At 70.9% G+C, this 12649-nt stretch carries 9 protein-coding genes; 7 read left to right on the forward strand and 2 right to left on the reverse strand.

Annotated features, from left to right (window positions below; all coding sequences use genetic code 11):
- Window positions 1-20: 20 nt before the first annotated feature.
- A complete protein-coding gene (locus tag OG254_RS43960; RefSeq protein WP_405593344.1) occupies window positions 21-1172 on the forward strand; it encodes a transglycosylase family protein in 1152 nt (383 codons plus the stop codon).
- Here the strand turns inward: OG254_RS43960 and OG254_RS43965 are convergent.
- Window positions 1162-2295, reverse strand: a complete 1134-nt coding sequence (locus OG254_RS43965) for a DMT family transporter (RefSeq protein WP_405593345.1) — start codon at window positions 2293-2295, stop codon at window positions 1162-1164. The two genes, OG254_RS43960 and OG254_RS43965, sit on opposite strands and share 11 nt — an antisense overlap.
- 228 nt (window positions 2296-2523) lie before the next feature.
- On the opposite strand from OG254_RS43965, the gene OG254_RS43970 reads away from it, so the two are divergent.
- From OG254_RS43970 to glgC, 3 genes are read left to right on the forward strand one after another with little or no spacing between them, the layout of a single operon-like run.
- Entirely contained in the window at window positions 2524-3261 is a 738-nt protein-coding gene (locus OG254_RS43970) for a (2Fe-2S)-binding protein (RefSeq protein ID WP_405593346.1), read from the forward strand.
- Window positions 3262-3302: 41 nt separating this feature from the next.
- Entirely contained in the window at window positions 3303-4454 is a 1152-nt protein-coding gene (gene glgA / locus OG254_RS43975; RefSeq protein WP_351187121.1) for a glycogen synthase, read from the forward strand.
- A 51-nt stretch (window positions 4455-4505) separates the two neighbouring features.
- Window positions 4506-5726: a glucose-1-phosphate adenylyltransferase gene (gene glgC, locus OG254_RS43980; RefSeq protein ID WP_405593347.1), complete on the forward strand. Its 1221-nt coding sequence runs from the start codon at window positions 4506-4508 to the stop codon at window positions 5724-5726.
- A gap of 57 nt (window positions 5727-5783) precedes the next feature.
- Here the strand turns inward: glgC and OG254_RS43985 are convergent, their stop codons facing one another.
- Complete coding sequence (locus OG254_RS43985; protein ID WP_351187119.1) at window positions 5784-6455, reverse strand: hypothetical protein; 672 nt, start codon at window positions 6453-6455, stop codon at window positions 5784-5786.
- 291 nt (window positions 6456-6746) lie between these two features.
- Here OG254_RS43985 and OG254_RS43990 point away from each other — a divergent pair, with 291 nt between their 5' ends.
- From OG254_RS43990 to OG254_RS44000, 3 genes are all read left to right on the forward strand, one after another.
- Window positions 6747-9371, forward strand: coding sequence for a PA14 domain-containing protein (locus tag OG254_RS43990; RefSeq protein ID WP_405593348.1), 2625 nt, complete (start codon window positions 6747-6749; stop codon window positions 9369-9371).
- Between the two features lie 144 nt (window positions 9372-9515).
- Entirely contained in the window at window positions 9516-10853 is a 1338-nt protein-coding gene (locus OG254_RS43995; protein WP_405593349.1) for a wax ester/triacylglycerol synthase family O-acyltransferase, read from the forward strand.
- 124 nt (window positions 10854-10977) lie between these two features.
- Window positions 10978-12495, forward strand: a complete 1518-nt coding sequence (locus tag OG254_RS44000; protein ID WP_405593350.1) for an SDR family NAD(P)-dependent oxidoreductase — start codon at window positions 10978-10980, stop codon at window positions 12493-12495.
- Window positions 12496-12649: the final 154 nt, after the last annotated feature.

The raw sequence follows: 12649 nt of genomic DNA on the forward strand, positions 1-12649 counted from the left end.
TGTCAATGGGGGGCTCCTTCATGGCCGTACGCGGCCGGCACCGCCGGTACCAGCCGAACAGGATCAACCGCGCCTCACTCACCGTCACCGCGGGCGGCGCCGGAATGGCGCTCCCCCTCATCGGCACCGGCGTCGCACACGCGGCCGACGTGGACACCTGGAACAAGGTCGCCGCGTGCGAGTCGACCAACCGGTGGCACGTCAACACCGGCAACGGCTTCTACGGCGGCCTGCAGTTCGCCCAGTCGACGTGGGAGGCCTACGGCGGCACGCGGTACGCGGCGCGCGCGGATCTGGCCACCAAGGACCAGCAGATAGCCGTGGCGGAGAAGGTGCTGGACGGGCAGGGCCCCGGCGCCTGGCCGCTGTGCTCGGTCCGGGCCGGACTGACCCGGGGCGGCGACACCCCCGACATCCAGCCGGCCGGCACCACGCAGAAGTCCGCAAAGAAGACCCCGAAGACCTCGGTCCAGGACGTCCAGCCGCAGACCACCCCCCAGTCACGGGCGGGCAAGGCCGAGATGTACACCGTGGTCCACGGCGACACCCTCTCGGAGATCGCCGACGCGCAGGAGGTCAAAGGCGGTTGGCGGGGCCTGTATGCCGCGAACCGCAAAGCCATCGGGTCGGACCCCGACCTGATCCTGCCGGGACAGCGGCTCGCCCTGCGCGGCAAGGCGGCCACCACCACGGAGCCGGCGCCCACCACCAAGTCCACCCCGAAGAAGACCTCGTCCGAGCCGCAGGAGCAGGCCACGACGAGCAGTCGCTCGCTGGTCGCCCCGGTGAGCGCGGCCACCGGCACGCCGTACCGCAAGGCGGGTTCGTCCTGGTCGAAGGGCTACCACACCGGCGTCGACTTCGCCGTGCCGACCGGCACGTCCGTGAAGTCCGTCGGGGCCGGGCAGATCGTGAGCGCCGGGTGGGAGGGCTCCTTCGGCTACCAGGTGGTGATCCGGCACGCCGACGGCCGCTACACCCAGTACGCCCATCTCTCGGCGATCTCCGTGAAGGACGGGCAGTCGGTGGGGCCGGGGCAGCGCATCGGCCGGTCTGGGTCCACGGGCAACAGCACGGGCCCGCACCTGCACTTCGAGGTGCGGACCGGGCCCGGCTTCGGTTCCGACGTCGACCCGGTGGCGTACCTCAGGTCCGGTGGCGTCAGGATTTGACGCGCATGCGGTGCCGGTTCAGGACAGGCAGCGGGACATGCGGGACGTACGGGCCGCCGTAGAAGGGGCCGTAGAGGTTCGGGGACTCCTGGTTGTCGGGACGCGGCTCCGACTCCTCGTACGGCCCCTGCGCGACCTGCGCCGGGATGAGGATGCCCTCGATCCCGTCCGGCACGAGGATCTCCTCGTGCGCCGCCGTCCCGGCCGGTTCCGGCAGGCCATCGAGCAGTTCCGCCGCGGGCATCGCGGTCGGTGCCGGCTCGGCGAGCGTCGCATCGGAGGCGGCCGTCTCGGTGCGTGCGATCCGCTCGGTCGTCAGCAGGATCAGGCCACCCGCCGCCACCACGCCGCAGCCCAGGGCGAGCACCGTGCCGGTCGTGCCGTAGCGGAAGGTTTCGCCGAACATCGTGATGCCGACCGCGGCCGCCACCACCGGGTTCACGACCGTCAGCGTGGCCAGCGGCGCCGCCAGACCCGCACCGCGGTAGGCGGCCTGGGACAGCAGCAGACCGGACGTGGCGAAGACGCCTATCGTGGCCAGGGCGGGCAGGTCGGCCGCCGACACCCCGCCGCTCCAGTCCACCGCGACGATCTTCGTGAACACCGAGGACATGCCGAAGGCGATGCCGGACGCGGTCGCGAGCAGCATGCTCCGCACCGCCGGATGCCGGTGCGCCGCCCGGCCCGCGACCATCAGCGTCACGACGATGCCGCCGGTCACCAGTGCCACGGCCACCCGCTCCGCGGTGTCAAGGGACTGCGCCTCGGAGGTGCCGACCAGGGACAACAGCCCGGCGAGTCCGACCGTCGCCATGATGGCGCCCCGCCAGGCCGTCGACCCGGCCTTGCGGCCCACGAAGAGCGCGGCCATCGGCAGCGCGAACACGATCGTCAGGGCACCCAGCGGCTGCACCAGACTCAGCGGACCGAAAGCCAGCGCCACCACGTGCAGCAGACCTCCCAGGCCGTTCAGCGCGACCGCCGCCCACCAGTCCGGCCGGCGCATCGGCGCGAACTGCTGCCCCGGGGAGGACACCGCGACACGCTCCTGCACGATCGCCCCGCCCGCGTACGCGACCGCGGAGACCAGCGACAGAAGCACGGACAACGCGAGGGCACTCATGAGCTGCTCCTCTGCGTGAAGCGGGGGCGGGGACCCCGGCGCGGCGAACGGTCGGCTTTCATAATCAACACGATGCCTCGAAATCCTCTTCCCGTCGTCGTACCAGAGCACGCACTGTGTCGTACTGCCGATGGAGTACTACGGCGCCGGAGTCATCCCCAAGACGGGTGACCCCTGGGGGAGACCCCCAGGTGAAGACCCCGACGGCCCCTGGTACTACTGCTCTTCGTGGATCTCGACCCCGATCTCGCCGCGCTCCGGCCGCTCGGCGGCTTCTTCGTCCTAAGCGCGGCCGGGGAAGCTCCTCGACCAGCCGCGACGCTGGCGCAGGCCTACGCGGAACCCGGGCCGGCGGAACCCAGGGATCCCCTTGCCTTCCGGGTGCGGAAGGTCGCGGACGCCCTGCGTGCCCCCGAGCCGCGGATCGCCGCCTCCGTGGCCCAGCAGGGCCTGGCCGCCCGGCTGTGGTCGGTGACCCTCGGCTGCGCCGCCCTGTACGGTGCCGTCCCCGACCTCGACCCCCGCCTGCTGCGCTGGGACCCCGACGCCGGCGCCCCCGACGACCTGTGGCTCGCCGAGGTACGCCCACGCCCCGCGGACGCGTCGACCGTCACGGACGTCGTCCTGCACGGCCACCTCGAACCGCTGACCGCCGCCCTGCGCTCCAGGTACCGCGTCGCCGACGGCCTGCTGTGGGGCAACGCGGGATCCGCGCTCGCGGGCGCCGCCCGGCAGCTCGACCAGTGGGCGCGCGCCCACGGCCGCACGGACGTCGCCGCACGCGCCCACGCCCTGACCGTCCAGCTCTTCACCCATCCCCTCCTCGCCGGCACCGGCACCCTCCACGGAACCGCTTTCCGGCGCCGCAGCTGCTGCCTCTACTACCGGGTGCCGGGCGGCGGAGTGTGCGGTGACTGTTGCTTCACACGAGCCCCGCGCTCTTCCCCACGCGCCCCATCTGGGTGACCATGAAAGGGCAACAAGCCGCTGAGAACAGGGGGTTCCGGGTGCGAGTGGGACTGCTGACCCGGGAGTACCCGCCGGACGTGTACGGCGGCGCGGGTGTCCATGTCGAGTTCCTCGCCCGGGAGTTGCGGGACCTGGTCGACCTGGAAGTGCACTGCTGGGGCGAGGGCCGCGCGGTGGGCGTGCTGCGCCACCGCCCCTGGTCCGCCCTCGACACCACCAACGACGCGCTGCGCACCTTCTCCGTGGACCTCGCCATGGCCGCCGGCCTCGAAGGCCGCGAACTCGTTCACTCCCACACCTGGTACGCCAACCTCGGCGGCCACCTCGCCAAGCTCCTGTACGGCATCCCGCATGTGATGACCGCCCACTCCCTGGAGCCGCTGCGCCCCTGGAAGGCCGAGCAACTCGGCGGCGGATACGCCCTGTCCAGCTGGGCCGAGCGCACCGCGATCGAGGCCGCCGACGCGGTGATCGCCGTCTCCGGGGCCATGCGCGAGGACATCCTCGGCTGCTATCCGGCGCTGGACCCGGCCAGGGTCCACATCGTGCACAACGGCATCGACACCACCCTGTACCGGCCCGACCACCGCACCGACGTCCTCACCCGCTTCGGCCTCGACGCCGACCGCCCGTACGTGCTGTTCGTCGGCCGCATCACCCGCCAGAAGGGCGTGCCCCATCTGCTGCGCGCGATTCGGCACATCGACCCGGCCGCACAGGTCGTGCTGTGTGCCGGCGCACCCGACACCCCCGAGATCGACCAGGAGTTCCGCGACCTCTACCAGGAGCTGAGCCGGGTCCGCGAGGGCGTGCACTGGATCCCGCAGATGCTGCCCCGCCCGGAAGTGATCCAACTCCTCACGCACGCCGCCGTGTTCGTCTGCCCCTCGGTGTACGAACCCCTCGGTATCGTCAACCTGGAGGCGATGGCCTGCGGAACTCCCGTGGTGGCCTCGCAGGTCGGCGGCATCCCCGAGGTCGTCGACGACGGCAAGACCGGGCTCCTCGTCCCGCTGGACGACGACTTCGAGGCGGGCCTCGCGCGGGCGCTGGACTCCGTCATCGGCGACCCGGAGACCGCCCGGCGGATGGGCGAGGCCGGACGGGAGCGCGCGGTGGGGGAGTTCGGCTGGGACGCCGTGGCACGCCGGACCGCAGGGCTCTACCGGGAGATCCTCAAACAGGCTTAGCGCGCGCGACTCAGGGGCAGGCTGGCATCAACCACGGTGAGGGGAGCGGCCATGCGTCGTGGCGGACCTTCGGTGCTCGGAATCGTACTGGCGGGCGGAGAAGGCAAGCGCCTGATGCCCCTGACCGCGGACCGCGCGAAACCAGCGGTCACCTTCGGCGGTACCTACCGCCTCGTCGACTTCGTCCTCTCGAACCTCGTCAACGCCGACATCCTGCGCATCTGCGTCCTCACGCAGTACAAGTCGCACTCCCTGGACCGGCACGTCACCACGACCTGGCGCATGTCGAGCCTGCTCGGCAACTACGTCACCCCGGTCCCCGCCCAGCAGCGGCTCGGCCCGCGCTGGTTCCTGGGCAGCGCGGACGCGATCCTGCAGTCACTGAACCTCATCTACGACGAACGGCCCGAGTACGTCGCGGTGTTCGGCGCCGACCACGTGTACCGCATGGACCCGCGCCAGATGCTCGCCCAGCACATCGAGGGCGGCGCCGGCGTCACCGTGGCGGGCATACGCGTGCCGCGTATCGAGTCGTCGTCGTTCGGCGTGATCAGCCCAGGCTCGGACGGGCAGACGGTGGAGCGGTTCCTGGAGAAGCCCGCCGACCCGCCGGGCCTCCCGGACGACCCGGAGTGCGTCTACGCCTCGATGGGCAACTACATCTTCACCACCAAGACCCTCGTCGAGGCGCTCCAGCGGGACGCCGAGGACCGGAACTCCGTGCACGACATGGGCGGTTCGATCCTGCCGCAGCTCACCGACCGGGGCGAGGCCCAGCTGTACGACTTCAGCGCCAACCACGTGCCGGGTGAGACCACCCGCGACCAGGGCTACTGGCGGGACGTGGGCACGCTGGACGCGTACTACGACGCCCACATGGACCTGATCGCCGAGCGCCCCGCCTTCAACCTGTACAACCGCAGCTGGCCCATCTACACCCACTCGGGCCAGCTCTCCCCGGCACGCTTCAACGCGGGCGGCATGGCGAGCGAGTCCATCATCAGTGCCGGGTGCCTGATCCGCGGCCAGGTCACGCGGTCCGTGCTCTCGCCGGGCGTCGTGGTCGACCCCGGGGCGGTGGTGCAGGGGTCGGTGCTGCACGACAACGTGCACATAGGGCGGGGCGCGGTGGTGCGGGGCGCGGTGCTCGACAAGAACGTCGACGTTCCCCCGGGCGCGACGATCGGCGTCAATCCGGAGCGGGACTCGGATCTCTACACCGTCTCCAAGGGCGGCGTGATCGCGCTGGGCAAGGGGCAGCAGGTGTCGTAGCGGTCGTCCGGTCGCGGACTGGGGGCCGCCTCTTCGACGGCCCCCATTCCCCTCCGCTCAGCCGCCGCGCGTGAAGACCTCGCCCCGCTTGGAACCGGTGGAGCAGAGCTTCTTCTCGTCGGCCGTCATCTTGCGGGACTTGACCACGACCGCGTTGTGCCTGCCGTCCGTGCCGTTCGGGGCGGGGCCGGTGATCACGTCGGGTACGAACCAGTAGTAGTGGCCCCACTTGGGGTCGTCGTAGTGGGTCTGCCAGGTGCCGGTGATCCGCTGCATCACCTGGGCGCGGGAGATCCAGCCCACTTCGCCCGGCTGGACGTTCACGGTGAAGGTGCTCGTCTCCGTGTGCGAGCTCTGCCAGGTGTAGTTGTACGTCGCGGTCACACTGGCGGTGATGATCCCTTCGATGCCCCCGCCGACGGTGACCGAGCCTCCCACCGAGTGGGAGGAGCCCACGGTGTCGGCCCACGACATCGACTGGGAGGCGGGCGAGGCGGTGCAGTTGTAGAGCAGTTCCGAGACCTGACGGGGCTCACCGAGGTAAGCCTGGCCGATCTCCGGGGAGTTGAAGCCGCACTTGCCCTCCCCGGAAGCGCAGTCGGCCATGATCTGCTCCGCGGTGGGCTGCTCCTCGGCCGCGGCGGGCACGGCCGCCGCGATCATCCCGAAGGCCGTCGCGGCCAGCACCAACGTGCGGCCGCCGTACCGCGATGCGCGGTTCCTCGTCATGGGTGTTGCCTCTCGCCGTACATGGGGGGACGGCGACATGGCCCGTTGTTGGCCCTGGGCTCACAGTCACCGCGTGGTGCCCACGAGGCTCACGCAATCGACGGCCGAGCTACACCAAGAACTCGTAAAGTTGTACTTGATTCGGCAATTGATGAACCGTCAATTGAGCTTCTGGTGGCGCCAATTGATCGATCGGATCGGTGATCCAGACTTGTCATGTACCTGGACGGGCGACGGAATCCGTGTTGTTATGCCAACTACTGTCCATGACAACGTTGTTATGGAGGCTCCGTGCGCACAAAACGCCTCAGAAACCGACTCGTGCTGCTTCTCGTCTGCGCCCTCGGCCTGGCGGGCCTGACCGCGACACCCGCCCCCGCCGCCGCCGACGACCCCGTGGAGATCCATGGCCTGAAGGGCGAGTACTACACCCAGTCCGCCCCCGGCGCCTTCGACTTCCACGAGCTCAAGGCGACCGCCTTCGACCCCACACTCGACTTCGACAACCTGGAGCCGCGTCTGGCCTTCACCGCCGGCCGTTCGGACGACGTCAGCGTCCGCTGGACCGGAAAGATCGTGCCGGAGCGGACCGGCCCCCACACCTTCTCGATCATCGGCGACAACGGCTTCCGCCTCTGGGTGGACGGAAAGCTCGCCATCGACCACTGGGTCGACGACTGGGACCGTGAACAGACGGCCGCGCCCGTCGAGTTGACCGCGGGCACCGCCTACGACATCAAGGTCGAGTACTTCGAGCACTACGGCGGCTCCAACCTCCATCTGCGCTGGACCGAGCCCGGCGGCAGCAAGGAGCCCGTCCCGCAGTCCGCGTTCCGCCTGCCCGACGGCTTCGACTACGACGGAGCCATCGCGGCCACCGTCCTCGGCGACGGCCGCACGCTCAAGCTCGACTTCGCCCGCGGCCTCTCCGCACCCCCGGCCGGCGTCACCGACCACCTCAACGCGGTGATCGGCGGAGCCACCTGGCCGCTCGCGAGCGCCAAGGTCGATCCGGCCGACCCGAAGGCCCTCCTCGTCGGGCTGAAGGAGCCCGTGGTCGGCAACAAGACCGGGACGGCGCGTGGCATCGCCGATGTCCGCTACGACGGAGCAGGCGGCCTGGCCGACACCGACGGCAACGTTGTCAAGGCGTTCATGAGCAGCGGCCCCAACCGCTCGACGCATCAGCTGCGGACGAAGTGGGCCGACGAGGTGGGCCCGGGCAACGCCCACCCCGAATACCCGCGCCCGCAGCTGACCCGGGACGCCTGGCGCAACCTCAACGGCAGCTGGCAGTTCGCGGCGGCCGAGGCGGGGGAGCGGCCCCCGGTCGGCAGGGACCTCGCCGAGAAGATCCTCGTCCCCTACCCGGTCGAGTCCCAGCTCTCCGGCCTCGAACGCCACGAGGACCGCATGTGGTACCGCCGCACCTTCACCGTCCCGGCCGACTGGCGCATCGGCTCCGGCAAGCGCCTGAGCCTCAACTTCGGCGGCGTCGACTGGCGGTCCGAGGTGTACGTCAACGGCACCAAGGTCACCGAGCACACCGGCGGCTACGACAAGTTCAGCGCCGACATCACCGACGCGCTGAAGCCCGGCCGCACCCAGGAGCTGATCGTCGGCGTGTACGACCCGACCGACGCGGCGAACGGCGAGAACCCGCCGCTCGGCAAGCAGCGCCTGGACCCCAGCGGCATCTGGTACACCCCGTCCTCCGGCATCTGGCAGACGGTGTGGATGGAGCCGGTCGCCCCCGACCACGCGGACGGGCTGAAGCTCACCCCCGACGTCGACGGGGGCACCCTGACCGTCGAGCCGCAGGGCGTGCGCGACGGCCTACCCGTCACGGCGACCGCGTACGACGGACGGCGCAAGGTCGCCACCGCGAGCGGCCGCACCGGCGGGCCGCTGACCCTGACCATCCGCGATCCGCACCTGTGGTCGCCCGACGATCCGTTCCTGTACGACCTGAAGGTGACCGTCGGCGCCGACCGCGTCGGCAGCTACTTCGGCATGCGCTCCATCGCCGTGGAGAAGATCAACGGCGTCCCGCGCACGGTCCTCAACGGCGAGCCGATCTTCATGATGGCCACCCTCGACCAGGGATTTTGGCCCGACGGCCTGCACACCGCCCCGACGGACGACGCCCTCGCCTACGACCTGCAGGCGCACAAGCAGCTGGGCTTCAACTCCGTGCGCAAACACATCAAGGTCGAGCCGGACCGGTGGTTCTACTGGGCCGACCGGCTCGGTCTGCTGGTGTGGCAGGACATGCCAGCGATGACCGCGGGGGTGAACCCGGGTGCGGAGGCTCGCGCGCAGTACGAGCGCGAGATGAAGCAGATGATCGACGAGCACATCAGCAGCCCGTCGGTGGTCATGTGGGTCACCTTCAACGAGGGCTGGGGCCAGTACGACGTCGGCCGGATAGCCGAACAGGCGAAGGCCTGGGACCCCACCCGCCTGGTCAACAACCAGTCCGGGCTGAACCTCGGGGCCGACGGCAATGCCGGCGACATCATGGACGAGCACGGCTATCCGAGCCCGGCCCTGCCGCCGCGCCCCGACGGCGAGCGGGCCCTGGTCAGCGGCGAGTACGGCGGCCTCGGCCTCGCGGTGCCCGGTCACGCCTGGTCGGTGCAGCAGTCGTACGTCGACGTCGACCCGGCGACCTACACGGACGACTATCTGGCCAAGCTCGACGAGGTGCGGGCTCTGGTCTGCAAGGGCAGCAACGGCGCCGTGTACACCCAGATCACGGACGTCGAGGGCGAGCTGAACGGGCTGCTGACCTACGACCGTGCCGTGCTCAAGCCGGACGCGGCACGGCTGAGGGCCGCTCACGAGGCGCTGATCCGTGACGCCTCCCGGGTGACGCCCTCGGGATGCCCGGTGCCGCTACCCGTGGTGGAGTGACCTCATATGCACCATGAGTCCCGCCCCTTTCACGAGGGGCGGGACTTAATCTGTCGTTAACTGAGCGTAGCTTGATCGTACTTGACTGTAATCGCCAGAGGGCGATTGACTGCTGGTCCACCCTTCGTCGACGCGAGGCAAGCCTTGACCTCTGACCTGCTCGCACCCCTCGACCTGGCGTTCTGGAACATCGAGTCCGCCGAACACCCCATGCACCTGGGCGCCCTCGGCGTCTTCGCGGCGCACTCGCCCACCGCCGGCGCCCACGCGGCCGACCTGCTCGCCGCCCGTGCCGCGGCCGTGCCGGGACTGCGGATGCGCATCCGGGACGCCTGGCAGCCGCGCGCCCTCCTCCAGCCGTTCTCCTTCGGCGGCGCCACCCGTGAGCCCGCCCCGGACTTCGACCCGCTCGACCACGTCCGGCTGCACGCCCCGACCGCCGACTTCCAGGCGGTGGCGGGCCGGCTCATGGAGCGCCCGCTGGAGCGCGGCCGGCCGCCGTGGGAGGCGCATGTGCTGCCGGGCGAGGACGGGGTGTCGTTCGCGGTGCTGTTCAAGTTCCACCACGCCCTCGCCGACGGACTGCGGGCGCTGACGCTCGCCGCCGCCGTCCTGGACCCGATGGACATGCCCGCACGCAAGCCCCGCCCGGAGGAGCCCCGGGGCCGTCGCCTCCCGGATGTGCGCAGGCTGCCGGGACTGGTGCGCGGCGCCCTGTCCGACGTGGGCCGTGCCCTCGACATCGGCGCCTCCGTCGCCGTGTCGACGCTGGGGATGCGCTCGTCGGACGCGCTGACCGCCGAGTCGAGCGGCACTCGCCGTACCGCCGGGGTCGTCGTCGACATCGACGATGTGCACGTGATCCGCAAGGCCGTCGGCGGCACCGTCAACGACGTCCTCATCGCGGTCGTCGCTGGCGCCCTGCGCCGCTGGCTCGACGAGCGCGGCGACGGCAGCGAGGGAGTCGCGCCGCGCGCCCTGATCCCCGTCTCCAAGCGCCGCCCGCGGACCGCACACCCGCAGGGCAACCGGCTCTCCGGCTACTTGATACGGCTCCCGGTGGACGACCCCGAGCCGCTGCGCCGCCTCGCCACGGTCCGCACCGCCATGGACCGCAACAAGGACCTGGGCCCGAACCGGGGCGCGGGCGCCGTCGCCCTGCTCGCCGACCACGTCCCGGCGCTCGGGCACCGCATCGGCGGACCGCTGGTCGGCGGGGCCGCCCGGCTCTGGTTCGACATCCTTGTCACCAGCGTGCCGCTGCCCGGCATCGCCCTGAAGCTGGGCGGCCACCAGGTCACCGAGGTCTTCCCGTTCGCCCCGCTGGCCCGCGGCCAGTCCCTGGCGATCGCGATCTCGACGTACCGCGGACGCGTCCACTACGGCCTCGTCGCCGACGCCGAGGCCGTGCCCGACCTCGATGTGCTCGCGCGGGCCGTGTCCGAGGAGGTGGCGGAGCTGATCACCGCCTGCGGTCCCTGAGCCCCTCTTCCCCGGGCCCGCTTCGCCGGATTTTGGAGGTCCGGCCCGGCGCTCCGTACAATTCCCCGTTCGAAAGCGGGCGCGATCGGAGCGCCGCTCGGGTGATCAGGGAAACGGCAGCGCGATGACGGTGACAGAGGAAGGCTCGGCGATCACGGACGAGGTCGTGTACGAGCCGGGTGACGACGTCGTGTACGGCCCCGGCATCGACCCCGAACGGCTCGCCGTGTGCCTCAGCGTGCTCGACGAGCTCGACAAGCTGGAGGTCGACCACCCCGACGCCATCGCCGTGCGCCGGGCCACCGCCGCCATCTACCGCACCGTGAAGCAGCGCCGCCGCCAGGAGCGCCGGGCCGCCAAGACCGCCCACGACAAGGCGGTCACGGAGGCCACGGCGACCGGCTCCGCGCAGCGCATCGACGACGAGACCGAGGGTCTGCTGCCGTCGTCGGCGACGCAGGAGGGCAGGATCGCCGGGATACTCCAGCGCCCGCGCTCCTGCTACACCTGCAAGACCCGGTACGTGGAAGTCGACTACTTCTACCACCAGCTCTGTCCGGACTGCGCCGGCCTGAACCGCGACAAGCGCGACGCCCGCGCCGACCTCACCGGCAAGCGCGCCCTGCTCACCGGCGGCCGCGCCAAGATCGGCATGTACATCGCGCTCCGGCTGCTGCGCGACGGCGCGCACACCACGATCACCACGCGCTTCCCCAAGGACGCCATCCGCCGCTTCAAGGCCATGGACGACTCCGCGGACTGGATCCACCGCCTGGAGGTCGTCGGCATCGACCTGCGTGACCCGGCCCAGTCCGTGGCCCTCGCCGAGCAGGTCGCCGAGGCGGGCCCGCTCGACATCCTCGTCAACAACGCGACGCAGACCGTACGCCGGCTGCCCTCCGCCTACGCCGCCCTGGTCGACGGCGAGAGCGCCCCGCTGCCCGCCGGGGAACTCCCCGCCCACCACGTCATCGGCGCCTTCAACTCCGGCGCCGTCGACGGCCTCGCCGCGCTGCCGCTCGGTACCAGCGGCCTCGACGCCCAGAAGGTCGCCGACCTCGCGCTCGTCGCGGGCAACGCCAGCGTCGCCCGGCACCTGGACGGCACCGCCATCGACGCGGGCGGGCTGGTCCCCGATGTCGTCGACTCCAACACCTGGGTGCAGACCATCGACCAGATCTCGCCGGTGGAGCTGCTGGAGACCCAGCTCTGCAACTACACGTCGCCCTTCATCCTGATCAGCGCGCTGCGGCCGGCCATGGCCGACGCCGCGAGGAAGGCGTCGAGCGGGCGCGCGTACGTCGTGAACGTCTCGGCGATGGAGGGCGTCTTCGGCCGCGGCTACAAGGGCGCGGGGCATCCGAACACCAACGCCGCCAAGGCCGCCATGAACATGGTGACCCGGACCAGTGCGCAGGAGATGTTCCAGAGCGACGGGATTCTCATGACCTCGGTCGACACCGGGTGGATCACCGACGAGCGGCCGCACTTCGACAAGCTGCGCCTCGCCGAGGAGGGCTTCCACGCGCCGCTGGACCTGATCGACGGCGCGGCTAGGGTCTATGACCCGGTCGTGCGGGGCGAGGCGGGCGAGGATGTGTACGGCGTCTTTCTGAAGGACTACGAGCCGGGCAAGTGGTAGGCGGGTTCGGTCGTGCGTCCGCGGGCTGAGTCTGGCTGGTCGCGCAGTTCCCCGCGCCCCTAGGGCCTGTCGTTTGGATCATCCCGGCGTCGCGGGGCCTGGCACGCACATCTGCGGCGTTGTCGTCGGTTGCCGACGCTCCGCGTCGCTGCCC

It is taken from the genome of Streptomyces sp. NBC_01092 (genome assembly GCF_045039535.1).
Lineage (GTDB): Bacteria > Actinomycetota > Actinomycetes > Streptomycetales > Streptomycetaceae > Streptomyces.

Excerpts from the sequence above, each read along its gene's own strand:
- glgC (WP_405593347.1), top strand. The coding sequence starts at position 4,506 with ATGCGTCGTGGCGGACCTTCGGTGCTCGGAATCGTACTGGCGGGCGGA.
- OG254_RS43960 (WP_405593344.1), top strand. The coding sequence starts at position 21 with ATGGCCGTACGCGGCCGGCACCGCCGGTACCAGCCGAACAGGATCAAC.
- OG254_RS43965 (WP_405593345.1), bottom strand. The coding sequence starts at position 2,295 with ATGAGTGCCCTCGCGTTGTCCGTGCTTCTGTCGCTGGTCTCCGCGGTC.
- OG254_RS44000 (WP_405593350.1), top strand. The coding sequence starts at position 10,978 with ATGACGGTGACAGAGGAAGGCTCGGCGATCACGGACGAGGTCGTGTAC.
- OG254_RS43985 (WP_351187119.1), bottom strand. The coding sequence starts at position 6,455 with ATGACGAGGAACCGCGCATCGCGGTACGGCGGCCGCACGTTGGTGCTG.